General features: G+C 66.4%; 22 protein-coding genes. 14 read left to right on the top strand and 8 right to left on the bottom strand.

Annotation, left to right across the window (positions count from 1 at the left end):
- The first annotated feature begins 42 nt into the window (after positions 1-42).
- The 3 genes from M1E01_RS17220 (at position 43) to M1E01_RS17210 (ending at position 4,190) form a co-directional block, all read left to right on the top strand.
- On the top strand, positions 43-1,512 hold the full coding sequence (locus M1E01_RS17220) for an aldehyde dehydrogenase family protein (RefSeq protein WP_457972738.1): 1,470 nt from the start codon (positions 43-45) through the stop codon (positions 1,510-1,512).
- Complete coding sequence (rfaE2, locus tag M1E01_RS17215; protein WP_457972737.1) at positions 1,509-3,032, top strand: D-glycero-beta-D-manno-heptose 1-phosphate adenylyltransferase; 1,524 nt, start codon at positions 1,509-1,511, stop codon at positions 3,030-3,032. The genes M1E01_RS17220 and rfaE2 overlap by 4 nt, the downstream gene beginning before the upstream one ends.
- A gap of 249 nt (positions 3,033-3,281) precedes the next feature.
- Positions 3,282-4,190: a spermidine synthase gene (locus M1E01_RS17210; RefSeq protein WP_457972736.1), complete on the top strand. Its 909-nt coding sequence runs from the start codon at positions 3,282-3,284 to the stop codon at positions 4,188-4,190.
- Positions 4,191-4,196: 6 nt separating this feature from the next.
- On the opposite strand, the gene M1E01_RS17205 is transcribed toward M1E01_RS17210, so the two are convergent.
- Positions 4,197-5,114 carry a LysR family transcriptional regulator gene (locus tag M1E01_RS17205; RefSeq protein ID WP_457972735.1) on the bottom strand — a complete coding sequence of 306 codons (918 nt, stop codon included), beginning with the start codon at positions 5,112-5,114 and terminating at the stop codon, positions 4,197-4,199.
- A gap of 131 nt (positions 5,115-5,245) precedes the next feature.
- Between M1E01_RS17205 and M1E01_RS17200 the strand changes: the two genes are divergently transcribed.
- Entirely contained in the window at positions 5,246-5,998 is a 753-nt protein-coding gene (locus tag M1E01_RS17200; RefSeq protein ID WP_457972734.1) for a 3-hydroxybutyrate dehydrogenase, read from the top strand.
- A gap of 250 nt (positions 5,999-6,248) precedes the next feature.
- Here M1E01_RS17200 and M1E01_RS17195 read toward each other — a convergent pair whose 3' ends face one another.
- Together M1E01_RS17195 and M1E01_RS17190 are read right to left on the bottom strand one after the other, a co-directional pair.
- Positions 6,249-6,443 (bottom strand): helix-turn-helix domain-containing protein, encoded by a 195-nt coding sequence (locus M1E01_RS17195; protein WP_457972733.1) that lies wholly within the window; start codon positions 6,441-6,443, stop codon positions 6,249-6,251.
- Positions 6,444-6,485: 42 nt separating this feature from the next.
- Complete coding sequence (locus tag M1E01_RS17190; protein WP_457972732.1) at positions 6,486-6,731, bottom strand: hypothetical protein; 246 nt, start codon at positions 6,729-6,731, stop codon at positions 6,486-6,488.
- A gap of 415 nt (positions 6,732-7,146) precedes the next feature.
- Here M1E01_RS17190 and M1E01_RS17185 point away from each other — a divergent pair, with 415 nt between their 5' ends.
- A complete protein-coding gene (locus M1E01_RS17185; protein ID WP_457972731.1) occupies positions 7,147-7,992 on the top strand; it encodes an IclR family transcriptional regulator in 846 nt (281 codons plus the stop codon).
- Between the two features lie 28 nt (positions 7,993-8,020).
- Here the strand turns inward: M1E01_RS17185 and M1E01_RS17180 are convergent, their stop codons facing one another.
- Complete coding sequence (locus tag M1E01_RS17180) at positions 8,021-9,553, bottom strand: amino acid permease (protein ID WP_457972730.1); 1,533 nt, start codon at positions 9,551-9,553, stop codon at positions 8,021-8,023.
- A 252-nt stretch (positions 9,554-9,805) separates the two neighbouring features.
- Between M1E01_RS17180 and M1E01_RS17175 the strand changes: the two genes are divergently transcribed.
- The 3 genes from M1E01_RS17175 to M1E01_RS17165 all read left to right on the top strand — a co-directional run bounded on the left by M1E01_RS17175 (position 9,806) and on the right by M1E01_RS17165 (position 13,575).
- Positions 9,806-11,509 (top strand): urocanate hydratase, encoded by a 1,704-nt coding sequence (locus M1E01_RS17175; protein ID WP_457972729.1) that lies wholly within the window; start codon positions 9,806-9,808, stop codon positions 11,507-11,509.
- A 72-nt stretch (positions 11,510-11,581) separates the two neighbouring features.
- Entirely contained in the window at positions 11,582-13,174 is a 1,593-nt protein-coding gene (gene hutH, locus M1E01_RS17170; protein WP_457972728.1) for a histidine ammonia-lyase, read from the top strand.
- Positions 13,175-13,338: 164 nt separating this feature from the next.
- Positions 13,339-13,575: a hypothetical protein gene (locus M1E01_RS17165; RefSeq protein WP_457972727.1), complete on the top strand. Its 237-nt coding sequence runs from the start codon at positions 13,339-13,341 to the stop codon at positions 13,573-13,575.
- 144 nt (positions 13,576-13,719) lie between these two features.
- Here the strand turns inward: M1E01_RS17165 and M1E01_RS17160 are convergent, their stop codons facing one another.
- Positions 13,720-13,980 (bottom strand): hypothetical protein, encoded by a 261-nt coding sequence (locus tag M1E01_RS17160; RefSeq protein WP_457972726.1) that lies wholly within the window; start codon positions 13,978-13,980, stop codon positions 13,720-13,722.
- 199 nt (positions 13,981-14,179) lie between these two features.
- On the opposite strand from M1E01_RS17160, the gene M1E01_RS17155 reads away from it, so the two are divergent.
- Positions 14,180-15,484 (top strand): cation:proton antiporter, encoded by a 1,305-nt coding sequence (locus M1E01_RS17155; RefSeq protein WP_457972724.1) that lies wholly within the window; start codon positions 14,180-14,182, stop codon positions 15,482-15,484.
- 117 nt (positions 15,485-15,601) lie between these two features.
- On the top strand, positions 15,602-17,806 hold the full coding sequence (locus tag M1E01_RS17150; RefSeq protein WP_457972723.1) for a transglycosylase domain-containing protein: 2,205 nt from the start codon (positions 15,602-15,604) through the stop codon (positions 17,804-17,806).
- Between the two features lie 57 nt (positions 17,807-17,863).
- Here the strand turns inward: M1E01_RS17150 and hutG are convergent, their stop codons facing one another.
- Both hutG and M1E01_RS17140 read right to left on the bottom strand, forming a co-directional pair.
- Positions 17,864-18,877 (bottom strand): formimidoylglutamase, encoded by a 1,014-nt coding sequence (gene hutG, locus M1E01_RS17145; RefSeq protein WP_457972722.1) that lies wholly within the window; start codon positions 18,875-18,877, stop codon positions 17,864-17,866.
- Positions 18,878-19,026: 149 nt separating this feature from the next.
- A complete protein-coding gene (locus tag M1E01_RS17140) occupies positions 19,027-20,469 on the bottom strand; it encodes an NCS2 family permease (protein WP_457972721.1) in 1,443 nt (480 codons plus the stop codon).
- A gap of 112 nt (positions 20,470-20,581) precedes the next feature.
- On the opposite strand from M1E01_RS17140, the gene M1E01_RS17135 reads away from it, so the two are divergent.
- Positions 20,582-21,178 (top strand): copper resistance CopC family protein, encoded by a 597-nt coding sequence (locus M1E01_RS17135; RefSeq protein WP_457972720.1) that lies wholly within the window; start codon positions 20,582-20,584, stop codon positions 21,176-21,178.
- 48 nt (positions 21,179-21,226) lie between these two features.
- Here the strand turns inward: M1E01_RS17135 and M1E01_RS17130 are convergent, their stop codons facing one another.
- Positions 21,227-21,859 carry an FAD-binding protein gene (locus M1E01_RS17130; RefSeq protein ID WP_457972719.1) on the bottom strand — a complete coding sequence of 211 codons (633 nt, stop codon included), beginning with the start codon at positions 21,857-21,859 and terminating at the stop codon, positions 21,227-21,229.
- Between the two features lie 452 nt (positions 21,860-22,311).
- Here M1E01_RS17130 and M1E01_RS17125 point away from each other — a divergent pair, with 452 nt between their 5' ends.
- The 3 genes from M1E01_RS17125 to M1E01_RS17115 are packed head-to-tail and all read left to right on the top strand — an operon-like array spanning position 22,312 to position 26,075.
- A complete protein-coding gene (locus M1E01_RS17125) occupies positions 22,312-23,349 on the top strand; it encodes a universal stress protein (RefSeq protein ID WP_457972718.1) in 1,038 nt (345 codons plus the stop codon).
- A 3-nt stretch (positions 23,350-23,352) separates the two neighbouring features.
- Positions 23,353-25,797, top strand: a complete 2,445-nt coding sequence (locus tag M1E01_RS17120) for a PEP/pyruvate-binding domain-containing protein (RefSeq protein WP_457972717.1) — start codon at positions 23,353-23,355, stop codon at positions 25,795-25,797.
- Entirely contained in the window at positions 25,794-26,075 is a 282-nt protein-coding gene (locus M1E01_RS17115) for a PEP-utilizing enzyme (RefSeq protein ID WP_457972716.1), read from the top strand. Before M1E01_RS17120 ends, M1E01_RS17115 begins: the two co-directional genes overlap by 4 nt.
- Positions 26,076-26,077: the final 2 nt, after the last annotated feature.

Here is a 26,077-nt window from a genome sequence, read left to right as displayed (position 1 = left end):
GCACGCCGGTTGACACCCGGGGGCCGCGCAGCGAGGAGCCACATGCACACCGCAACCGAGACTTTCCAGGCCACGGAAGAGGACCTGCTCATCATCAGGGATCCGCGCACCGGAGAGGTCGTGGGAGAATTTTCCTCCGCCCGGACCGGGGACGTGGCCCGGGCAGTGGAGGCTTCCCGTGCGGCACAGCCCGCCTGGGCCGCCACGCCGCCCGCTGAGCGGGGAAAGCTCTTACGCGCGGCGGCCGCCGCTTTGAACGAAGCCGCGGCGCAGCTGGCGGACATCAATGCGCGGGAAACCGGCCGCCCGGTGCAGGAAGCCTTGGCAGGCGTTGCCGCCGGTGTTTCCACGCTGGAGCAGTATGCGGAGCTCGGCCCGGTACACCGGGGCCACAGCCTGCGCGGCAACGCGCTCGCGGCCGATTACACCATCGCCGAGCCCCGCGGGGTAGCCGTCCTGCTGACGCCGTGGAATGATCCCGTCGCAGTGGCCTGCGGCCTCATCGGCGCGGCGCTGGTCACCGGAAACACTGTGATCCACAAGCCCAGCGAGCGCTGCCCGGGAGTCGGGGAACGCCTCGGTCAGGTGCTGGCGTCGGTTTTCCCGCCGGACGTGCTGCAGACCCTCACAGGAGGGCCCGACGCCGGAACTTTCCTTACGCAGCACATGGACGTCGACGTTTTCGCGCACGTGGGGTCCAGTGACACCGGGGCCCGCATCGCCCGGGCTGCCGTACTGACGGGTGCGCATGTGCTCCGCGAAAACGGCGGCAACGACCCCCTGCTGGTCGACGCGGACGTCGATCCCGCATGGGCAGCCGAGCAGGCCGCCATCGGGGCCTTCAGCAACAGCGGCCAGATCTGCACCTCGGTGGAGCGGATCTATGTCCACAAGGCGGTGGCGGAACAGTTCTGCGCGGCGCTCGCCGCCGAAGCCCGGAACCGCAACCGGAAGGGGATCGCACCGCTGGTGGACACGCGCCTGCGGGAGACCGTCCACCGGCACGTCTCGGAAGCGCTTCAGCTTGGCGCACGCGCCGTGGAAGGCGGGGAAGTCCCGGACGGCCCCGGCGCCTTTTACCCGGCCACAGTACTGGTCGACTGCGCTGACAGCATGGACGTCATGTCGGAGGAGACCTTCGGACCGGTGGCGCCGGTGCGCGTCGTGGACAGCTTCGAGGAGGGGTTGCAGCTCGCCGCCGCCGGACGCTACGGCCTGGCCGCAACTGTGCTCACAGGAAACATCGCCCATGCCCAGCAGGCAGTCGCGGCCCTCCCGGTGGGCACGGTGAAGGTTAATGAAGTATTCGGCGGAGCGCCGGGTGGTTCCGCCCAACCCCGAGGTGAAAGCGGCCATGGGTTCGGTTACGGTCCGGAACTCCTGGACGAATTCACGCAGGTCAAGGTGGTGCACATCGCAGCGGCACCGCAACGCGCCCCTGGCGGCGGCTCCGCATCAGCAGCGGAAGGAACCGGTTTGGAAGGCACTGGTCCGGAAGGTGCGGGAGCATGAGCGGCGAGGAGAAGCCGGATCTGTCGGAGCAGCGCGGGCTCGCCGCCTGGCTGCCGCGGCGGCTCGCGGAGGCGAGTCCCTCAATCCTGGTGGTGGGGGACCTGATTCTTGACGGCTGGTGGAGCGGCCCGAGCGACAGGATGTGCCGCGAAGCGCCGGCTCCTGTGGTGGACATCAACCGCCGTGAGTTCTCGCCGGGCGGCGCGGCAAACACAGCCATGAACCTGGCCTCCCTGGGTGCCCGGGTGGGCGTCGCAGGGCTCATCGGAACGGACGACGCCGGCGCGGAGCTTATGCGCCAGCTGCTTGCGGCAGGCGTCGACACCCGATTCCTGACGCAGGATCCGGAGATGGTCACCACCACCAAGATCCGGATCAGCAGCGGGGGGCAGGTTCTGCTCCGCTTCGATGACGCTGCCGCGACTATCCCGGAGGCCGCCTCCGCGGCGCTCGCAGCGGCGGTGCCGGCCGCCGTCCAAGCACCTGACGCCGTCGTGATCTGTGACTACGGCACAGGGACGCTGGCCGAGCCGGTCCGCGGCCGGCTGATTGAGGCGCTCTCCCGGCGGGGCCAGGACCAGCTCGTCGTCGTGGATGCCCATGACCCGCGTCCCTGGGCAGCACTGCACCCCGACCTCGTCACGCCCAATGCACAGGAGACGGCAAGACTGCTGGACCGGCGCCTGGCCGGAGGTGCCGAGCGCGCCTCAGTGGTCTCCGAGCACGGGCAGCAACTGCTGGAGGCCACAGGTGCAGGGGCGGTGGTGGTCACCCTGGACCGCGACGGAACTGTCCTGATTCCCGCCAACGGCAAACCACACCGGACCTGGGCAAGGCCGGCAACCGAGAAGCAGGCGTCCGGAGCGGGGGACACGTTCGTGGCCGCGCTGACCCTCGCCCGTGCAGTGTCCCTTCCGCTGACCACCAGCCTTGACTTTGCCCAGGCTGCTGCGGACGTCGTCGTCCATCATCCCGGGACCTCCGTCTGCGCCACAGGCGAGCTGGAACGCTACCTCGAAAGCTTCGCCGACACCGCCCTGACGGCAGATGAACTGGAACGCCACATCCGTGCGCACCGCAGCGACGGCCAGAGCGTTGTCCTGACCAACGGCTGCTTCGACGTGCTGCACCGCGGACACACCCGCTACCTCAACCAGGCCAAGCAGCTGGGTGACATCCTGGTGGTCGCCCTCAACAGCGATGATTCCGTGCGCGCATTGAAGGGACCGGACCGTCCCATCAACAGCGTGGCGGACAGGGCTGCCGTGATCGCCGCGTTGAGCTGCGTGGACTACGTGACGGTCTTTGACACTCCCACGCCCATTCCGCTGCTTGAGCAGTTGCGCCCGGAGATCTACGCCAAGGGTGGTGACTACACCCCGGAAATGCTTGCCGAAACCGCGACCGTGGAGGGCTATGGTGGCCGGGTCTGCATTTTGGACTATGTGGCGGAACGTTCCACCACGGCCATGGTCCAGCGGATCCGCGACGGAAAAGGCGCGGCGGTCTCGGAGGCATAGCCTGTATACCGCTGCTGGACCGGCGGTTCGAGCCTGGCGGGTTCGCTGTTCGAGCCTGGCGGGTTCGCTGTTCGAGCCTGGCGGGATCAAGGGCGCTCTGCGGTACCGGCAGGCTCAACCGCAACGGGCAACTACGCTTAGACGCATGACGGAAGCAGCGGAAATCTGATGGCGAGGCGCGGTAAACAAGGCGGTAAGACAGGTGGGAATTCCGGCAGCAAGGCGGGCGGTGCCAGCGGCCGGGGCGTGATGGAGCTTTCCAAGGGCGGCCGTACGGACGGGCCTGTCGAGGGTGTCTACTACATCGATACCGGGGACTGCGAACTCATCGCGGACCAGGACAACTCCACGGGCTGGCTGTTGCGCATTAACGGAGTCATGAGCTCACACATCGACCTCGCCGACCCGCTGTTCCTCGACTTCGAATACATGCGCTGGATTGCTGCCCTCGTTGAGTCACGCTGGCCGCCGGAGTCCCGGGCAAAGCTGCGTGGACTTCACCTGGGCGGAGGCGCCTGCTCGCTTGCCCGTTACTTCTCCGCCGCCTACCCGGATGCCCGGCAGGTCGTGGTGGAACTGGACGGGAAGCTGGCAGAGTACGTCCGCGGGTGGTTCGACCTCCCGAAGGCCCCGCTGCTCCGCATCCGCGTAGGCGAAGCCCGGGCTGTCACCGAAACGCTGACGCCAGACACCCGCGACTTCATCATCAGGGATGTTTTTGCAGGGGCGCGTACGCCACGGTCCCTTACGACCAGCGAGTTTACTAAGCATGTTAAGCGGGTGCTGGCTCCGGGCGGCGTCTATGTCATGAACTCCGGGGACGGACCGGACCTCAAGAATGCGCGAGAGGACGCCGCCACACTCGCGGTTTCCTTCAAGCACACCGTGATCATCGCTGATCCGGCCATGCTGAAGGGACGCCGCTACGGCAACATGGTCATGGCAGGCAGTGACCTGCCCTTCGACGACGACCCCCGCCTGGCGCGCAGGCTCTTGGGCGGGGCTGTTCCCGCGCACATCTGGGATGACGCCAAGGTACGGGCCTTCGCAGCCGGCGCGTCAGTCCGCCACGACCCTTCCACTCCAGCCCCCGAGCCGTCAAGCCCCGGTCTCAAGCCTTCATCGACTGCTGAGGAGCGCCCTAATAAGGCAGATTAACGGCAATTACCCAGCAACGGACGGGGTTCCCGGGCGGCCCAGCAGCATGGCACGGCGGGCTGCGACCTCGTCCTGGACGGCCTGCACCACCGCTGCGACGGCCGGACGGCGCATGGAATCCGGCCGCAGCACCATCCAGTAGGGGAGCCGTTCTGCGAAATTCCCGGGCAGCAGGCGCACCAGGTCCTCGTGCCGGTCGCCCATGAAGCAGGGCAGGAAGCCAATGCCTGCCCCGGCCCGCGTCGCTTCCACATGGACGAACACGTTGGTCGAGCTCACTCCGTCCCGCATGGCAGGCACAAGCCGCCGCGGCGCATCGAGGTCATCCACCTGCAGCATGGAGTCCACGAAATACACGAGAGGGTGCGCGGCCAGGGCCTCCACTGAATCCGGGATTCCGTTTTCCGCCAGATAGGAGCGGGAGGCGTACATGCCGAGCACGTATTCGCCCAGGCGGAATGCTTCCGCCCGGTGCACCTGCGGTTCACCCACCACCACCTCAATGTCGAGCCCCGAGCGCTGCTGCAGGGCACGTCTCGTTACCGTCACTATCTCCACGCTGAGGCCGGGGTGGTCCCGCCGCAGCTTAGCCACGGCCGGGGCGGCGATGTACGCGCTGAAACCGTCGGTCGCCGTCATGCGAACGACGCCGGTAACCGGGTCAGGCGGGCGGCCCGCCGGGCCGAGCGTGCGCACCGCCGCCTCCACCTGCTCCGCGACTATGACCGCCTGCGCCCCGAGTTCGGTCAACTCCCAGCCGCCTGCCGCCCGCGACAGGACCCGTCCACCGAGAGCTTTTTCAAGGGCTGCAATCCTGCGCGAAACGGTGGTGTGGTTGAGTCCTAGAGACTGGGCCGCCGTCGTGAATTTTGCTGAGCGAGATACCGCGAGCAGCACCAGCAAATCATCGGGGTTGGCTTCCATATCTGCAATTTTGCAGGAAATAAGTGCTGGATTAGGTATTGAGCACAATACTCTCTGCGGCAATACTCAGGGAAAGCCAAAGTGTCGTGAGCTGCGGCACATGTCAGCGCGGACACCTTGAGGAGCGGAACTTGAGTGTAAAGAACCTGAACGGACGTAAGGCGGTGGTGACCGGCGCTGCCAGCGGCATCGGGGCTGCATGTGCCCGGGAGCTGGCGGCGCGAGGGGCAAAGGTAGTGCTGGCAGACGTGGACGAGCCCGGCGCGGCGGCGCTGGCTGACGAGCTGGGGGGAACGGTATGGGCGGTGGATCTCCTGGACGTCGACGGCCTTGCCGGGCTGAGCCTGGACTGCGACATTCTGGTCAACAACGCCGGGATCCAGCACGTCAGTCCCATCGAGGACTTTGATCCGCAGGCCTTCCGCCGGATCTTGACGCTCATGCTCGAGGCGCCGTTCCTCCTGGTGAGGGCGGCGCTGCCCAACATGTACGCCAACAGCTTCGGCCGCATCATCAACATCTCGTCCGTCCACGGGATCCGCGCCTCGCCGTTCAAGAGCGCCTACGTCTCGGCGAAACACGGCATGGAGGGGCTGAGCAAGGTGACGGCGTTGGAGGGCGGAGCGCATGGGGTGACGTCCAACTGTGTCAATCCCGGCTACGTCCGGACGCCGCTCGTGGAAAAGCAGATCGCGGACCAGGCGCGGGTTCACGGCATCCCCGAATCCGAGGTCCTCGCCAAGGTCATGCTGACGGAGTCGGCAGTGAAGCGCCTGGTAGAGCCGGCGGAAGTTGCCTCGCTGGTGGCGTGGCTGGTGTCCGACGACGCCGGCATGGTGACGGGCGCGAGCTACACCATGGACGGCGGCTGGTCGGCGCGGTAGAACCTCGCGCGAGGCTAGGCTCATGCGCGAGGATTTCTCCCGTGGACATGCCCTCGGCAGAGTTCCACCGGCTGCTCACGGCCGTGGTGGTTCCCCGCCCCATCATCTGGGTGTCCAGCACGTCCGGTGAGGGAGTGGACAATCTCGCTCCGCATCAATGCAACGGGCACCAACTTGCCGCCCGACGTCAGCGAGTCCGATGCCGCGGGTGTAACCCGCGAACCTGGGATGACGGTCAGTGTCCCGCGGGCTAGTCAGCGGGACTGCCGGCCTGCCTGATGTACTCCTCGACGGCCGATTCCGGAATCCGGTAGGACTTCCCGAAGCGGACCGAAGCCAGGGCGTGGGACTTAACCAGCCGGTACACAGTCATCTTGGACACCCGCAGCGCCGCCGCGACTTCGGCGATGGTCATGTAGGCCGTGGGCAGGTTTGCAATGGACATGGGGATGCACTCCTTTGTGGGGCCGGGGCGGCGAGCGCCCGGTTACTCCGGCCGTCTGAGGTACCGGAAGTCGTAGTAAAAGACGCGCCCCGCGGACCGGAGGCCAACGGATGTGCCGTTGCGGGATTCCACAATGCCTTCCCGGCGGCCGTTAAAAGGGTCATCCCCGACGACGGCTTCGCCGATCCTGTAGGGAATGGCGGCCGTCCGTGCGCGGCTCAGGGTTTTGCTTAGCAGCCGTGCCAGGCGTCCTGTTCGCCCCGGGGCTTCGGTGGTGAATTGGATCATGCGGACCACTCCTCTACAGTGTGACCTGTCGTGGATTCACTCGCGGCGCGGATCCGGTTGCTGTCGTCGAAAAAGGCTCCGATCCGGGTGCACCGTGAAATAAGAGTAGACACTCGCACCAGCAGCCACATCCGTAGCAGCTACCTCACTTCTCACGCAGCACCACTTGGAAACTCTGCGGACTACCTGCTTTTGAGTGGTCGCGGTGAATGCGGCGGATGCCTCCGGCGCGGCCTCCTGCACTAGTTCTCCGGGGCGTTGTCCTGCCCCGCGTCTGACATACCGGACTCAGTTGCCGGTGCCCGGTATCGGACAGGTCGGGCAGGGGTGCACCATTAAGTGGCGAGGGGTGCACCATTGAGTACGGTATCCCGGACCACGCTCCTTGCCCGGGCCCGATGATGGAGGAAATGACATGCCCTATGCCGCGCCAGTCGGGCAGGAAGCGCCGGTGCCGGTGAAAGCCGGGAAACCGGCCACGAAGGTGACGTCGAAAGTTCCGGCGGCAGAAAATACTCTTCGCATCCTCAAACTGCTGGCCTCCAAGCGGGGACCGATGGCGGCGTCGAGCATTGCCACGGCGCTGGGACTGCCGCGTTCAAGCGTCTACCACCTCCTGGGGGTGATGGAATCCAATGGCTTCGTCCTGCACCTGCACGAGGAACAGCGGTACGGCCTTGGCATCAGTGCCTTCGAGCTCAGCTCGGCATACTCCCGGCAGGAACCGCTGTCCCGCCTCGGCCGGCCCGTGCTGGCCTCGCTCGTGGATGCGATCGGTGAAAGCGCACATCTTGCCGTCCTGCACGGGCGCGACGTGCTGTACATCGTGGAGGAACGCGCCAAGAACCGGCCGTCCCTCGTGACCGACGTCGGCGTCCGGCTGCCGAGCCACCTCACCGCCAGCGGCCGGGCCATTCTTGCTGCCCTGCCCAAGTCGCAGGTCCGGGCACTGTATCCCAATGCGGCCGCCTTCTCTGCCCGGCACGAGGTGGAAGGCGCCATTATGAAGTACTCCGCGCTGTCCTCGCACCTGGACCAGGTCCGCCAGCGCGGCTACGCCACTGAGCACGGCGAGGTGACGCCGGGATTCGGTTCGATCGCCGCCGCCGTCACCGATCACCTGGGGTGGCCGACGGCGGCAGTTGCCGTGACATTCCTTGAGGACAAACTGCCGGCGGACCAGTGGCCCGCCCTGGCGGCCCGCGTCCAAAAGGTGGCGAACGAACTGTCCGCCCGCATCCACGGACGCCCGGTGCAGTAGCCTGCACCGGCCGCCGCGGTCACTGTTCCTACAGCCGGTGGCCCCGGATGTCCGCCGAGGTGTTCTCCACCACGTTCTTCACCATCGGAAGCGAGGCAGTCTCATCGACGAGCTCGGCGCGGAGCCGGCCTGCGCCTTTGACCTTGAATTGGTAGGCCAGCAGCAGCACGGCCAGCCACGCCGCGCCGACGTAGAGAGCCACGCGTGTCTCCTCGAAGACTCCCAGAACGGTGATGACCAGGGCCATGAAAGAGATGGTCAGGATGGAAGCCGTGGGCCACCACGGGGACGGGAATTCGGAGGCTGGGAGGCCGGTCCGTGCTATTTCACGCTTCATGGCCACGTGCGAGGCAAGGATCATCACCCAGACCCATACGGTGGCGAAGGTGGCGATCGACGCGATCAGAACGAAAACGTCCTTTGGGATGAGCGCGTTCAGGAGCACGCCGGCGAGCAGGATCGCGGCCATCATGATCACTGTCATCCAGGGCACGCCATGGCGGGACACTTTCCCGAAGCTCTGCGGAGCCTGGCCCTGCCGGGCCAGGCCGAACAGGATGCGTCCGGCGCCGAAGATGTCGCTGTTGATGGCGGACAGGGCGGCAGTGATGACCACGGCATTGAGGATGTGCGGTGCCGCAGGAATCCCAAGCCCGCTGAAAATCTGCACGAACGGGCTGCCGTTGGTGCCTATTTCATTCCATGGGAACAAACTCATCAGCACGCCCAGCGTCAGTACGTAAAACAGCAGCACCCGGACCGGGACCGTGTTGACGGCCTTGGGGAGGACCTTCTTGGGGTCCGCGGCCTCGCCGGCCGTGATGCCGATTGTCTCGATCCCGCCGAACGCGAACATCACGACGGCGAACGAGGCCAGGAGCCCTTCAAAGCCGCTGGGGAAGAAGCCCCCGTGCTCGACGAGGTTGCCCAGTCCGGGAGCGGCAGCGGACCCGCCGGCTTGGAAGCCGAAGACAATGAGGGCGGCCCCGCCGGCGATCATGGCGATGATGGCAGCCACCTTGATGAGGGAGAACCAGAACTCGAGCTCGCCGAAGACTTTGACGCTGAGCAGGTTCAGCGCTGCCAGGAAGAAGATGATGGCGAGGATCCAGATCCAGCGCTCAACATTGGGGAACCAAAAACCCATATAGATGCTGAAGGCTGTCACGTCGGCGATGGCCACGATGGCCATTTCGAAGACGTAGGTCCATCCGGTGACGAAGCCGGCCCGAGGCCCGAGGTAGCGGCTGGCGTACTGTCCGAAGGAGCCGGAGACAGGGTGGCGCACGGCCATCTCGCCCAGTGCGCGCATCACCATGAAGACGGCCGCGCCGCCGATGATGTAGGCCAGCAGTACTGCCGGACCGGCTTTCTGGATGGCCGACGCCGAGCCGTAGAACAGGCCTGTTCCAATCGCCGATCCCAGGGCCATGAAGCGGATGTGCCGCACGTTGAGGCCGCGGTTCAGGATGGCTTCCGTGGTCTTTTCAACAGCAGTGCCGAGGCTGTTGGAGGCTGTGCCGTCCGTGCGGATCTTGTTGTCAAAGGGAGCTTGCTGCATGCGCATACCTTCTCGTCATTGGGAGGGGGGACTGCTTTCCAGCAGACCACGGCAGCAGGTGCTGTGATGGGACTCACGGGACTTTGCTGTCTTCGATTCCAGACTGGATGAGAGGCCTGAGACCGTCCCGGGCGCGGCGGGCGCGGCGTCTGGTATCCCGGACAAGGGCCTTTGGAAACCCCTATTGAGAGCAACGCGGAGGGGCTTTAGTTGATAACACAGACTTGAACCAGCAACACGAAGGAGCCCCTCATGGCACCCGCCGATTTCACCACCGGTGCCCGCCCGGTCAAAGCAGCCCGCGGCACCGAGCTGACGGCCAAATCCTGGCAGACGGAAGCCCCACTGCGCATGCTCATGAACAACCTGGATCCTGAAGTCGCCGAGCGTCCGGATGACCTGGTGGTCTACGGCGGCACCGGCCGGGCGGTCCGGAGCTGGGCCGCGTTCGATGCCATCACCCGCACCCTCGAGACCATGGACAAGGACGAGACCCTGCTGGTCCAGTCCGGCAAGCCCGTAGGCGTCTTCCGCACCAACGAATGGGCGCCGCGCGTGCTGCTGGCCAACTCCAACCTCGTGGGTGACTGGGCCACCTGGCCCGAATTCCGCCGCCTCGAAGCCGAAGGCCTGATGATGTACGGCCAGATGACCGCGGGGTCCTGGATCTACATCGGCACCCAGGGCATCCTGCAGGGGACCTTCGAGACGTTCGCCGCGATCGGCCGTAAGCTTACCGGCGACGAGAACGGCACGCTCGCCGGGACACTGACCCTCACCGGCGGCTGCGGCGGCATGGGCGGGGCCCAGCCTCTCGCCGTCACCCTGAACGAGGGCGCCTGCCTGATTGTCGACGTTGATGAGACCCGCCTGCGCCGCCGCGCCGGCAAGCGCTACCTCGACGAGGTCGAACCGGACCTCGACGCCGCCATCGCCAAAGTGCTCAAGGCCAAGGAAGAGCGCCGCGGCTGGTCGGTCGGCTACGTGGGCAACGCTGCCGAGGTGTTCCCGGAAATACTGCGGCGGCACCGCGCCGGTGAGCTCACCGTGGATATCGTCACCGACCAGACCTCCGCCCACGATCCCCTGTCCTACCTCCCCGAGGGCATCTCCGTGCAGGAATGGCACCGCGAAGCAGAGGCTGATCCGGAAGGCTTCACCAAGAAGGCCCAGGCATCCATGGCCCGGCACGTCCAGGCCATGGTGGAGTTCCAGGACGCCGGCGCCGAGGTCTTCGACTACGGCAACTCCATCCGGGACGAAGCCCGCAAGGGCGGTTACAGCCGCGCGTTCGAATTCCCCGGCTTCGTCCCGGCCTACATCCGCCCGCTGTTCTGCGAAGGGCTGGGCCCCTTCCGCTGGGTCGCCCTCTCCGGAGATCCCGAGGACATCGCCGTCACCGACGCCGCGATCAAGGAGCTCTTCCCTGAGAACAAGCACCTCCACCGCTGGATCGACGCGGCCGGTGAGCGCGTGGAGTTCGAGGGGCTGCCCGCCCGGATCTGCTGGCTGGGTTACGGCGAACGCGCCAAGGCCGGTTTGCTGTTCAACCAGCTCGTGAAGGAGGGCAAGGTTAAGGCACCCATCGTGATCGGCCGCGACCACCTCGACTCCGGCTCCGTCGCCTCGCCCTACCGCGAGACCGAAGCCATGGCGGACGGTTCGGACGCGATCGCAGACTGGCCGCTGCTCAACGCCCTGCTGAACACCGCATCTGGCGCCACCTGGGTTTCGATCCATCACGGCGGGGGAGTGGGCATCGGCCGCTCCATCCACGCCGGCCAGGTCTCCGTTGCCGACGGTACCGACCTTGCCGGCCAAAAGCTGGAGCGGCTCCTGACCAACGATCCGGGCATGGGCGTCATCCGCCACGTTGACGCCGGATATGACCGCGCCGCCGACGTCGCCAAAGAGCGCGGCGTCCGTATCCCCATGAACGAATCCACCCCCAACTAGCTTGCTTTAGATGTCGATTTGGCTGCCCAAAGCGACATCAACTGCCAGTCAGTTGGGAAGAAAGAAGAAGAAATGACACTTACGACCCACGAACAGCTGACCGTCACCCTCGGCTCCAGCGGCACCACCCCCGAGGACGTGGTCGCCGTCGCGCGCCATGACGCGAAGGTGACCATTTCGGCCGAAGCCCTGGACGCCGTGGCCAAGGTCCGTGCGCACATCGACAGCCTTGCCTCCAGTGACGTTCCCGCCTACGGAATCTCCACCGGCTTCGGCGCGCTCGCCAACCGGCACATCCCCAACGAACTGCGCACGCAGTTGCAGAAGTCGCTCATCCGCAGCCACGCTGCAGGCATGGGTCCGGCAGTGGAGCGTGAGGTAGTCCGCGCGATTATGTTCCTGCGCGCAAAAACCCTCGCCTCAGGCCGCACCGGCGTCCGGCCCGTCGTGCTGCAGACCATGGTGGACGTGCTCAACGCCGGCATCACGCCGGTGGTGCGGGAATTCGGTTCACTCGGCTGCTCCGGCGACCTCGCACCCCTCTCCCATTGTGCCCTGGTGCTCATGGGCGAAGGTGAGGCCACCGGACCTGATGGCGAGCTTTATGGCGGCAAGGACGGGCGGCCGGTGGCTCAACTCCTTGCCCTGCACGGCATTGAACCGGTGGTTCTTGCGGAAAAGGAGGGCCTGGCGCTGGTCAACGGCACCGAGGGCATGCTGGGCATGCTGCTCATGGCCATCGCAGACATCCGGCAACTGCTGACGACGGCGGACATCACCGCAGCGCTCAGCGTCGAGGCGCTGCTGGGCACCGACCAGGTGTTCCTGCCCGAGCTGCACGCGGCGCTGCGCCCGCACCCGGGACAGGCCGCCAGTGCAGAGAACATGCTGCGGGTCCTGTCGAACTCCCCGATCGTGGCCTCACACCGTGTGGGGGATTCCAAGGTGCAGGACGCCTACTCGCTGCGCTGCGCTCCCCAAGTGGCCGGAGCCGTCCGCGACACCGTGGACCATGCTGCCCTCGTGGCCTCACGCGAACTGGCAGCCGCCATCGACAATCCCGTGGTCCTTCCGGATGGCCGGGTTTCCTCGAACGGCAACTTCCATGGAGCTCCAGTGGCGTATGTCCTGGACTTCCTGGCCATTGCCGTCGCAGACCTCAGCTCCATAGCGGAGCGGCGCACAGACCGCATGCTCGACCCTGCCCGTTCTCACGGGTTGCCGGCGTTCCTGGCCGGTGACCCCGGTGTGGACTCGGGACTGATGATCGCCCAGTACACCCAGGCCGGGCTGGTCTCGGACAACAAGAGGCTCGCCGTTCCTGCATCCGTGGACTCCATTCCCAGTTCCGCGATGCAGGAGGACCACGTGTCCATGGGCTGGCACGCTGCGCGCAAGCTGAGAAAGGCTGTGGAGAATCTGCGCCGTGTTCTGGCGGTGGAGCTCGTGACGTCCGCCCGTGCCATCGACATGCGCATGCAGCTCTCCGATGGCGTCCTGACCCCAGGGCCTGCCGGCGCCGCAGTCATCGCCGCGCTGCGCGCTGTCGTCGACGGCCCCGGCACGGACAGGTTCCTGTCACCGGAGCTGGAGGCGGCTGACCGGCTGGTGGCATCCGGGGATGTGCGGGCGGCTGCCGAATCAGCAGTGGGCGTTCTCGCCTAGCACTGAAGAATATGCGGCGCTGGGGATCGATCCCCGGCGCCGCTGAAATACTCTGCAACGTGACGGGCATGGTGCCGCCGAGTGTAGTAGAACTAAAGGTGTAGTGAAAGTCACATCAACGATGCTGTGGCGCAAGAACATATACAAAGGGGTAGAAGTTCAAAATGAAAGCACGCGGGGCAGTCCTGTCCAGGCGCATCGCACATGCTGCCACGGTTCCCGACTGGGGATCGTTGCATCAGGGTGAGCGTGTCGAGATCCTCAAACATGCGCATGTCATTGCGTCCGGCGAGGTAGAGGAAATCTCACGAAGCGGAAACGTCCTCTGGCTTGTGGGCAGTGGCCATTCCGAGTCTCAGCCCTTCATGAAGTCGGACGGCGTGCAGGTCCGGCGGGCCTAGCTCCTGGCTGTCCAATAAGGGTTCACGCATGAAGCCCCCGACCTTGGCATTGTCCGGCAGCTCTTCAGCAGCACCCATCGGTGCACTGTCGAGTGGCGGAGGAGGCCAGGGCCGGGGGCTTTTGCATGCCGGGCCGCTATCCAGCTAGGCTGCGATGTCCTCGTGCGTCTCGCCGAAGGGAACGGACTCATCGAGGGCGACGGTGTAGCGGCCCGGTTCAATGCGGGTCACCCTGATGCCGCACTGGCCTTCCTGGGCGGCTGTCTGAATGAGTGCTTCGACTGCTGTGTCCAGGCCCTCGTGGACCTGGTCTGCACTGGTGAATGCCAGATGTATTGACCGGGTATCCGTCGAGCCAAACGCGGGCGACGAAGCGGCTGGGCGCTCCATGGTTGCTGTGCTCATATACCGAACTTTCTGTGTTTCTCTGCCGAGGCAAGAGACCAGTCTACCCCTTGAGTATGGCAAAGGTCAGATGACTGGCAACTTTGCAGGGCATGACAAACCCTGTCAGCTCCATTTCTTTCTTACGCACATCCAACGCAGGTCCTGATTCGCGGCTAGTGTTGGTCACAGCCCGCCCGCTCCCGGACCAGGAGGCTCCATGTTTGAAGCCCCGAGCATCCTTTTCGCTGCAGCCGGTGCCGCCGTCTTCTTCGCCGCCGTCCTGCCCAAACTCCTGCGCAACATGCCGTTGTCCATGCCCATGGTGTTTCTCGCGTCCGGATTTGCCGTCTTCTCGCTGCTGGGCGACCTCCCGGACCCCGACCCGACGACGCACTCTGACTTCACGATGCACCTGACGGAAGTCTGCGTCATTATCTCACTCATGGGCGCCGGGCTGGCCCTTGACCGCCCCCTCGGACGCCTCCGCTGGGCCACCACGTGGCGGATGCTGGGGATTGCGATGCCGGCGTGCATCCTCCTGCTGACGCTGCTGGGACTGTGGGTGCTTGGACTGGGGCTGGCAGCCGCTGTGCTGGTTGCGGCCACACTGGCGCCCACGGACCCTGTGCTGGCGTCCGAGGTGCAGGTGGGCGAGCCTGCCGACGAGGAAGAGGAAACCGACAAGGAGGATGAAGTCAGGTTCGGGCTGACCTCCGAAGCCGGGCTCAATGACGGCCTCGCTTTCCCCTTCGTGTACCTGGCCATCGCCATGAGCGTGGCGGGGACGTCGCCCTCCGCCTGGTTCCCCGAGTGGTTCGCCGTGGACGTGCTGTGGCGCATCGGCGTGGGCCTGCTGCTGGGCTTCGGAACCGGCAAGCTGCTGGCCCGGATCTTCTTCTCCGCCCGGCATGACAGCATCAGGCTGTCCAACCACTCTGAGGGCTTCGTGGCGCTGGCGGCCACCTTCTTGGCCTACGGCGTGACGGAGATGATTGAGGGCTACGGCTTCATTGCGGTGTTCGTCTGCGCCGTGACCATCCGGGCCGCAGAGCACACCCACGGTTACCATAAGGTGCTGCACTCCTACGTGGAACAGCTCGAGCGGCTCATGACGGTGGTGATCCTGGTCCTGCTCGGCGGTGCCATAGGCAGGGGCCTGCTGGCCGGTGTCGGCTGGGCCGAAGTAGCCGTGGCCCTGATTTTCCTGGTGCTGGTCCGGCCACTGTCCGGCTGGCTGGCCCTCGCGCGGGGAAAGACCGGTCCCCGGGAAAGGATCGCCATCTCCTTCTTCGGTATCCGGGGCATCGGCTCGCTGTACTATCTGGCCTACGCCCTCGGCAAGGGCGACTTCAGCGACCAGGCGGACTACCTGTGGGCAGTTGTGGGGCTGGTGGTGGCAATGTCCGTGGTGCTGCACGGTGCCACCACGGCACCTGTCATGCAGCGGCTGGACCGGCTCCGTGAACGCCGGGCAGCCGAGAAGTTCGGAGACGAGGGCAAGGCGCCGCAAACCCCTGTGTGAGGCCTGCCGCCCCGTTACGGCCACGGTTCCGAGTGGGCTGTCTTACACGCCGATGTGGTTTGCACTAGGGGCGGCGCGTATCCTGAACTGGATCCGGATGCGTGGTGAGCTGAAAGCATGGCAGTGAAGAGGTTTTTATCCCGGGCTGGTCGGGCCTTGGCGGCAATGGTGGGTTTCCTGCTTGTCAGCGGCATCTGCGGTGTCCTCGTAGCCGGCTTCCTGGTCCCGGGCGCGGCCCTTGCCGGGACCACCGTCAGCCGGTCCATCGACTACTTCAACAGCCTGCCCACGGAGCTTGCCGTCCAGCCACCGGCCCAGACCACGCGGATGGTGACGGCGGACGGAAAGCCGATCGCGACGTTCTACGCGGAAAACCGGGTGCGTGTCCCGCTCAGCAAAATGTCGCCGTTCATCAAGAACGCCGTGATCGCCATTGAGGACACCCGCTTCTACGAGCACAGCGGCGTGGACACCCAGGGCGTCCTGCGTGCACTGACCAGCAACCTTACCCGCGGTGAGCGGCAGGGCGCGTCGACGCTGACCCAGCAATACGTGACCAACATCGTCAACGAGGCTTTGATCTCCACAGGGCGCGAGGAGCAGGTGATCCTCAGCGGGCAGAAGAACATGGGGGACAAGCTGCGTGAGATGCGCCTTGCCATGGCCTTGGAAAAGAAATTCACCAAGGACCAAATCCTTGAGGGCTACCTCAACATCGTCTTCTTCAACCGCAACGCCTACGGCATTGAGGCAGCCTCCCAGTACTTCTTCAGCGTTCCTGCGAGCAAGCTGACGCTGCCCCAGGCAGCCCTGCTGGCCGGGCTGGTTAACAGCCCCAGCTTCTATGACCCGGTAGCCAACCCGAAGAACTCCATCCAGCGGCGCAACCAGGTGCTGGACGCGATGCTTAGCGAGCGCATGATCAGCCGCAAGCAGCACACCGCCGCCAAGGCGGCGGGCATTGGCCTCAAGGTAAAGCCCTCGAAGCAGGGCTGCGCCGCCGCGGCAATGGCGCCTTATTTCTGCGACTATGTCACCCGCCTGATCCTCAATGATCCCGCCTATGGCCCCGATACCGAAGCCCGCGAGCAAAAGCTGTACCGAGGCGGGCTGACCATCACCACGACCCTCGATACCCGGCTTCAGGCAGCGGCCCAGTCACAGGTGAACTCGACTGCCGGACCGAACCCGGGCAAGTGGGGGGCCGCCCTGGTCTCGGTGCAGCCGGGGACGGGCAAGATCCTTTCCATGGCCCAGAACACGGTGTACCTGCCTAAACCCGGGCAGTTCGATACCCAGCTGAATTTCAACGTGGACGCCACGGACCCCAACGGCAATGAGCTTAACGGCGCGGGCGGCTTCCAGCCCGGGTCCACCATGAAGCCCCTGACGTTCGCGCAGTGGTTGAACGAGGGCAAGACCATCACCGAAACCGTGGATGGCTCCAAGCGGGAGTACCCGCTCGGGTTCCGCTGGCGGTCCTCCTGCGGCAAGGTGGCCGGCGCCTACAGCACGAAGCAGAACAGGGCGGGGCTTGAGGCGGCGGAGGATCTGCAGAACGCCGACGCCGGCTACTACCGGAAGATGCCGGTCAACTACGGGCTGTACAACTCCATCAACACCGCCACGTTCGCCTCCGCCGCGCAGCTGGATTTCTGCGGCATCCAGAAGATGGTCAACGCGGTGGGTGTCCACAACGGGCTGGACGGCACGCCCGTCAATATGCACCAGCTGGGCAACCTGCTGGGTGGCACAGGAGTTGCGCCGCTGACCATGGCGAACGCCTTCGCCACCTTCGCCGCGGACGGCCGCTACTGCTCTCCGGTAGCCATCCTGCGGATCGCTGACCGGGCAGGGAAACCCCTTCCTGTGCAGTCACCGGGATGCCGCGACGCAGTGGACCGCGACGTTGCCCGCGGTGTGAACGCAGTCCTGCAGGACGTGCTCAAGGTGGGGTCGGGAATCCACATCAACCCCAAGGTTTCGCGCGGACTCCCCGTGGCTGCCAAGACCGGCACGAACAACAACAACGGGGCCAGCTGGGTGGTGGGCTACACCACCGGACTTTCCACGGCCTCCTTCTTCGGCGACGCCCTGGAAGGCCAGCAGCGGCCCGGCCGGAACCTGACGATCAACGGGAAGTTCTATTCGCGGGTTGACGGGTACATGATCGCTGGCCCGCAATGGGCCAACTACACGAACAACGTGGCCAGGCTGTACCCGGCCGAATCATTTGCGAAGCCGCCGGCCTCCATGGTCAAGAAGCCGGCTCCGAAACCCAAGCCCGCGGCCCCGCCCAACCGCAAGCCAGGCAGCCGCTAGCGGGGCAGCCGCTAGCGCCGCCGGCTGTTACTGGGGTGCAATCCGCAGCGCCAACGGCTAGGCCAGCAGTGTATTGATCAGCCGTGCCGCCACCCGGGCGGTCCTGTTGTCGACGTCGAACGCGGGGTTCAGCTCCGCCACGTCGACATGCAGCAGTTTGCCGCTGGCAGCCGCCTGGCGGCACACCGCGGTAATCACGGGCAGCGGGACCCCGAACGCCGCAGGCGCGCTCACTCCGGGCGCTACCGCGGCCGGCAGCACATCGAGGTCGATGGTCAGGTACAGCGCGTCGATGTCCGCCAGGAAGTCCGCCACGAACGCCTGTGCGGTGTCCGGTGTGCTCTCCTCATCCAGCAGGTATTTCACGCCCAGGCGATCAGCCGTGGCAAAGAGCGCACCCGTGTTGTTTGGTTCGGAGATGCCGACGACGGCGTACTTCAGCGCACGGCCGGCGGCAGCTTCCGCCCGGGCCATCTGGAGGAACGGCGTGCCGGAGCTCGCTGCGGCCTCATCCCGGAGGTCGAAGTGGGCGTCCAGGTTGAGAACGCCCCACCGTTTCCCGCCGCGAACAGCCTCCGCGCCGGCGACGCCAAGGTAGCTGGCGAAGGCCGTCTCATGGCCTCCGCCCAGGAGTACAGTCAGGTTGCCGGCATCGAGGAGAGTCGAGACTGCAAGTCCGGCGCGGGCCTGGGCGGCCTCCAGTTCGCCGCTCCGGATGGTGACGTCACCGGCGTCGAGAACCGGCCGGTCCAGATGGAACGCGAGCGGGCCGAGTGCGCTGCGGATGGCGGCCGGAGCCTTGGCGGCACCGGTGCGTCCCTTGTTGCGCCGTACGCCCTCGTCGCTGCAGAAACCGAGGACTACGGCGGGACGGCCCGCTGAAGAGGGACTGCCCGTCCCGGCAGGGGTGACCCGGACGGGCGGATCGGCAAGCAGGGGACTGCGGTCCTGCCGGGCTTCGGCGTAACGCGTTACGGCCTGCCACCAGCGGCGATGGGCTGCGCCGTCGCCGTCGAAACGTCCCGTCCAGGCATGGGGCGGAACATCAACCGAGAGTGCAGGAAAGTCCATGCTCCAAGCTCACCCCACCCGCCTGGCGAAAGCCAGCAGCGCCGCCGTCGTAGTGTCTGAAATCCCGGAAACGCTCCAACTGGAGACGGCACTTGGCGGCAGTGTTCCACGAAACACTGCCGCCAAGTGCCATCTGGGCGAAGGGGAAACTATTCCATGCCGAGGGCCTGCTCGATGGGGCCGATTGCAAAAAACAGTACGAACGCGGCCGCCACTGCCCACATGAGCGGGTGCACTTCCTTCGCCCGGCCCTGGAAAGCGCGGATAAGAACGTAGGAGATGAAACCGGCGCCCAGTCCGTTGGCGATCGAGTAGGTGAACGGCATCAGCGTAAACGTGAGGAACGCGGGGAGGGCGATGCCCCAGTCCTGCCAGTGGATCTTGCCCACCTGGGCCACCATCATGAAGCCGACCACCACGAGGGCGGGAGCCACTGCCTCAAACGGCACCAGATTAATGAGCGGGGTGAAGAACATGGCCACCAGGAACAGCAGGCCCGTCACGATCGAGGCCAGACCGGTCCGCGCGCCTTCGCCGATGCCGGCGCCGGATTCGACGTAGATCTGGTTGGAGGACACGGATGCCCCGCCGCCGACGATCGCACCAAGCGCGTCCACCTGCAGCACACGGTCCACGTTGGGGATGTTGCCGTCCTTGTCCACCGTTCCGGCCTCATTGGCCAGGCCCACCATGGTGCCCATCGCGTCGAAGAAGATGCTGAGCAGGATCACGAACGCCAGCAGGGTTGCCGCGACAAAGCCCAGATGCTCGAAGGCGCCGGCGGGGTTGGCCTTGCCGATGAGGGAGAGGTCGGGGGCGGCCCATTCGGTGAACCTGGGGGCAACCAGGGACCAGCCCTCGGGGTTGTAGTTCTCGCCGTCGAAGCTGGGGCCGATGCGCAGCGTGGACTCCAGGATCACCGCGAGAATGGTGGAGGCGATGATGCCGATCAGAATGGCGCCCTTGACGTTGCGGACCAGCAGGGCGATGGTCAGGATCAGGCCGAAGATGAACACCAGCGTCGGCCAGCCCAGGAGCTTGCCGTCAAACCCGAGCCCGACGGGCACTGTGGTGCCGGCAACGTCCGGTATGCGCCGCACAAAACCGGCGTTCACCAGGCCAATCAGGGCGATGAACAGGCCGATCCCCACCACGATCGCGGTCTTGAGCCCGTCCGGCACCGCCTTGAACACCGCGGTCCGAAAACCGGTCAGCACCAGGATCAGCATGGTGATGCCGGAGAGGACCACCAGGCCCATCATGTCCGGCCAGGTCAGGCCAGGGCTGGTGGCAACCGTGACTGCCACGAAGGCGTTGACGCCCAGGCCCGTGGCCATCGCGAAGGGATGCTTCGCCCAGGCACCCATCAAAATGGTCAGGATGCCCGCCGCGAACGCGGTGACCGCCGCCACGGCGGGGAAGCCAAGGGTGGCTCCGGTGGAGTCCGGACCGGACAGGATCAGGGGGTTCAGCACCACGATGTAGCTCATGGCGAAGAACGTGGCGAAACCTCCGCGGATCTCACGGGAAACGTTTGACCCCCGCTCGGATATTTTGAAATACCGGTCCAGTGCAGAGCCCTGCTTAAGCATTAGTCCTCCGGAAGGTCTTGTGTGGGGATGCTTGCATCCTATGCGGTCGCCGGGATCTTCCCCGGCAAATTCGCCTAGTCTGTAAGGAAGCCAACACAAGGGGAAATCCGCCATGCCTTCCATCCGCCAGCTGCTGACCGCCGTCCTGGCGGCCGTCACCTTTGCCGCGCTGCTTTTCGCCGCCGGTCCGGCCTCTGCGCACGACGCCGCCGAGGCAAGCAGCCCGTCCGACGGCGCCACTGTTGCGACCCCGCCCGCAGAGGTATCCATCACGTTCAACCAGGCCCCGCTCGGCCTGGGCTCACAGGTCAGGATCAGCGATCCGGCCGGAACCGACTGGGCTGACGGCAAGGTGGAGATCGTGGACAACGTGGCCACCCAGAAGCTCCGGGAGGGTGCCCCGGCGGGCAAATACACGGTGCAGTGGCGCGTGGTCAGTTCGGACTCGCATCCCATTGAGGGGACGTTCTCGTTCACTGCCACCGCCGGGGCGGCGGGTCCGACGGCGGCCGCGCCGGTTCCCACGGTCGGCACGCCGCAGCCGGGCCTCACCCCGGCGCCCGAGAAGGCGCCGGACGCCTCGGAACCTTTCCCATGGAGCCTGGTGGTGTTTGCCGCGGTTGCGGTGGGGCTGCTGGTGGCCCTTGGAGTCCTGGCGCGGCGAAGGCTCGCGGGGAACGACGACACGGCCGACGGCACGGGGCCGTAGCCCGCGGAGGCCTGCTGCAGCCGGCTGCCGGCTGCAGCCGGCCTCCGGCTACAGCGGGGCAGGCAAGGCGGCGAAGCTGCCCGTCAGCACGGACGGGACGCTGTCAGGGTGGACCTTGGCCGAGATCGCCTGTCCCACGGCCTTGGCCTGCCGGAGGACTTCCCGGGGCGTGGGCGTGATCAGTTCGCCCACGCCCACGAGGTAGATGCCGATGGCGCGCATGGCGGCCACGAGGTTTTGGCCCACGGAGATGCCCAGATCGGTAAGCATGCGGCGGAGCTGGCTGTTGGCGCAGCGGGTGAGGACGATGTGGTCTGCCAGCAGGACACCGTCGGGGGTGTGGACTGCCCAGCGGTGGAGGGACGCATCGGCCCCCATCTTGTCGAGCAGTACGGCTGAGGTGTCCTTGCGGATGTCGAGCTGATGGCTTGAGGCATAGTTGCGGAGCTGGCGCAGGATCTCGTTGCGCTCTTCCCGGGAAGGCGTGCCGGGAGCATCACATCGTTGCAGGGGTGCGGTCTGGGGAGTGTTGCCGCTACTGGGGGCTTCGAGGCCGCTGACGATGATGGCGTCCACACCCCGCCGGCGCAGTTCCGTGGCGATGGCCAGGCCGGGAAGGCCTGTACCAATGACCACGGTGGTGGTCCGTTCTGCCCCGCTGAGACCAGGCGTGCTTGACACTACAGCTTCCTCCTCGACATTTTTCGAGGTGCGGGGCGCCAGTGCCCTGCACCGCCCGCTGCCCCCGCAAGCAGACATAGAACTCCGGTCCGGGTGTGCTGTGAAGCACAGTTCCGGATCAACAGTGCCTCGAAGAATACAGACTTTTCGGGGCTCTGGGTAGTCCGCCGCGGACTTTGACTGAAAGCCCCTGCGGGCTGGCGGGAAGACGCTTTGGGCCGGCCGGACGAGAGCTCCGGCCAGTTTGCAGGGAGCCGGAAAGAATCGGCAGGTCAGTGGGGTGAGAGGCCCTTCCAGCGAGCTTGCTAACGGCTCCCTGACCGAGAATAGTTATGTAAAAGAGCAGGTCACTTACCATCATGCAAGATGGCCCGCTCAGGTGACGGCGCAGATGCCTCCTTCTGGCAGAATGGCCGCATCATCAGGCAGTACGCGAGGAGGCGGACCCGACAATGGGCGCACACGAGTTGCATCCGGACCCGGCACGGGATGGCGGCGGCAGGTCCGTCAGACCCGAGGGGATAGTGGTGGGCGTCGACGGCTCTGAGCACGGGCAGTGCGCCCTGGTATGGGCCGCCCGGGAAGCCGAGCGCCGCCGTCGTCCTCTCCATATCGTCACTGCCTATTCCGTTCCCATTTTTGCAGCGTCCGGCCTCGACGGCGGCTACGCCACAGTGGACGACTCCGTGATCCGTGAAGGAGCCGAGGCCATCCTGAAACATGCGGTGGACAAGGTGGCTCCCTACAGCATCGACGTCACCGCCTCCGTCGAGAACGGTGACGCTTCGGGTGTGCTGCTTGAGATGTCGGAAACGGCCGAGCTTCTGGTCGTCGGGACCAGGGGGCGCGGCGGCTTCGTGGGGCGGCTCCTCGGCTCGGTGAGCAGCGCCCTGCCGGCGCATGCCAAGTGCACCACCGTGACCGTTCCACTCGTTTGCGCCGATCGGCTGGGCGAGACCACCCAGGACAAGCACATCAAGGCGGAACAGGCCAAAGCAGGCCGCCCTCCCGTGGAGAACGTCGTGGTGGTCGGTGTGGACGGGTCGGAGCACGCCCGGGTGGCGGTGCTTGAAGCTGCGGAGCAGGCGGGACGCCTCGGGGCACCCCTTCGGGTGATCTGTGCCGTTCCCCAGTACAGCGGCTCGCTGGCATGGGTGCCCGCGCCGATGGACCGGGAGGCGCTCTTCGCGGACATCCAGGTTCAGCTGAAGGCCGGCGTCGCCTGGCTGCAGCACCACTTCCCCCGGCTCACCATCGAGACCCGGCTCCTGGACGGTTCCCCGGTGGACGTGTTGGTGGACGCCAGCCGCCACGTGGAGCTCGTGGTTGTCGGCACCCGCGGCCGCGGCGGATTCACCGGGATGCTCCTGGGCTCCACTTCCGACGGCGTGCTGCACCACGCGAAGAGCCCCGTCATGGTGGTTCCTGACAGGGCAGACCCGCGGCTTGCCGACCGCGCCAGCTTCGGTCCAATGCTGGGTGCCGCGTAACCAATGAACGCCCTGGTTCTCGGCCTGGACGCTGTCAGCGCCGGGATGCTTGCCCGCGTGGGCGGCAAGGCCGCGAACCTCGGTGAACTGCTGTCGGCCGGATTTCCCGTGCCGGACGGCTTCTGCCTTACTACGGATGCATACCTCCAGGCAGTGGCTCCGCTCGGACTTGATGGAGTGTACCGCGCCCTGCAAGCCACCCCCGCGGACGACGTCGCCACCCTCGCCGGACTGGCTGGCGACGCCCGCGCGCTGATTACCTCCGCGGAACTGCCGCCCGTCATCGCGGAGGCAGTGCGCTCAGCATATGAGGAGCTGGGCGTGGACCTGCCGCACGTTCCGGTGGCCGTGAGGTCCTCGGCCACCGCGGAGGACCTGCCGCTGGCCAGTTTTGCCGGGCAGCAGGACACGTACTTGAATGTGGCCGGCCCGGAGGCAGTGCTTGACGCAGTGCGCAACTGCTGGGCATCGTTGTGGACCGATCGGGCGGTGGCGTACCGCGCGGACCGCCGCATCGACCCGTCCGCGGTGGCTCTCGCCGTCGTCGTCCAGCGCATGGTGGATGCCGCAGTGGCGGGCGTGATGTTCACGGCCAACCCGGTGACCGGCCGCCGCCGGGAGGCAGTAATTGACGCCAGCCCCGGCCTTGGGGAGGCAGTTGTGTCCGGCGCGGTGAATCCGGACCACTTCGTGGTGGAGATTGCCTCGGGGCAAATCCTGCAGCGGCGGCTGGGGGACAAGCGCATCCTCGTCCGGCCGCTGCCCGAAGGCGGCACCGAGCGGGTGGACCGGACCGGGGCCGGGGCCGGACAAGAATCCTCGTTGACTGACGCGCAGCTCCGCGGGCTGGCGGCATTGGGTGGCAGGGCCGAAGACCACTTTGGATCGCCGCAGGACACCGAATGGGCTATCGACCCTGCAGGCAAGGCCTGGCTGACTCAGTCCCGCCCCATCACCACGCTGTATCCCCTGCCGGAAAGGGCCCCTTCAACCGGTAAGGCCCCAGCAGAGGAAGGCCCCCGGGTCTTCCTCTGCTTCAGCCTCGCCCAAGGGCTGACGCGGCCGTTGACGCCGATGGGCATCGCAGCCTTCCGGCTCTTCGGCTCCTCGGTGGCCCGTGCCGCGTCATTCGACGTGCCCAACGCCAGGGCCGGGCCGCCGCCTTTCGCCGAAGCTGGCCAGCGGATATTCATCGACCTGACCGCCGCCGCCCGCAGCTCCGTGGGGCGCAGGGTCGTGCCCAAGGCCCTTGACCTCATGGAGGCGCGGTCCGCCGCTGTGCTGCGCAGCGTGTTCGAGGACCCGCGGTTCTGGGTGACCCGCCGCACTCCCTGGGCCCTTGTACGGCGCGTGGGACCGCTGGCAGTGCGGGCACGGGTGCCGGAGTCCCTGCTGCGCGCACTGCTGTTGCCGGAGGCTGCACTGCGGCGGGTGGACCGCTTCACCCGGGACTTCAGCAGGGCTCTGGAACTTCCCGCCGGTGCGTCTTCCCGGCATCGCCTCGAGCACGCAGAGAAGGTGCTCGCCGGGGCCTTTCTGATCGCTCCGTCCATTCTTCCGCTCCCGGCAGTGGGCTTTGCCCTGCTTGCGCTCGCCGGAAAGCTGCTGGGCGGGCGCGAACGGCGGGGCGACCTGCAGCCCATTCTCCGCGGACTCCCAAACAACATCACCACGGAGATGGATCTGGATCTCTGGCAACTTGCTACAGAGCTGCGCGCAGACAGCGAAGCCCGCAGGATGTTTGAGGAGCAGCCGCCCGCCGTGCTCGCACGGAAATTTACCGCGGGCGGGCTGCCTGCCACAGCTGAGTCGGGGCTTGCCCGCTTCCTGGAACGATATGGACACCGGGCAGTTGCGGAGATCGACGTCGGCATGCCTCGGTGGAGGGACGATCCCACCCACATTCTGGGTGTCCTGGCCAACTACCTGCGCCTTGAGGACCCTGACCTCGCGCCGGACCGGCAGTTTCGCCGGGCTGAGGCCGAGGCCGAGGCCCAGATTGCCCGGTTTGTGGCGGAGGCCGCCTCGAAAGGGCATTTCCGCGGCGCCGTAGTCCGGGCCGCGCTGAGACGGGCGCGGCTCTTTATCGGCCTGCGGGAGCGGCCCAAGTACCAGATTGTGCTGGCACTGGCGGAGGTCCGCCGGCAGATGGCCGAGGTGGGGAAAGAGCTGGCAGGGCTCGGGCGGCTCGCGCGGGCTGAAGACGTCTTCTTCCTCACCTTCGCCGATGTGGAGCGTGCACTCGACGGCAGCGGCATGCAGGACCTCGTGGCGCGGCGGCAGGGCGCCTACTACCTCGAACTGGAGCGGCGCCACATCCCGCGGATGCTGCTCTCGGACGGCACCGAACCCGAAACGCTGCTTTCCCCCACAGCGGGGGGACAGCAGCCGCCGGGGCCGCAGCGGACGGTACCCTCGCCGGAAGCCCCGCTTCCGCCGGCACCGTGACCGCTGCGGCGCGGGTCATTCTGGACCCGGTGGGCGCGCACCTGGAACCTGGCGAAATCCTCGTTGCCCCCTCCACTGATCCAGGCTGGACCCCGCTGTTCCTCACCGCCGGGGGACTGGTGATGGAAATGGGCGGACCGAACTCGCACGGGGCCGTCGTGGCGCGGGAGTACGGCATACCCGCCGTCGTCGGAGTCCCGGACGCAACTACCCGTCTCCGGACGGGACAGAAGGTAATCGTCGACGGCGGCGCCGGCACCGTCGTGCCCGCCGTCTAGCG

Source organism: Arthrobacter sp. D1-17, assembly GCF_054130535.1.
Note: the sequence above shows the minus strand (reverse complement) of the source record. Positions and strands in the feature narration are given on the sequence as shown.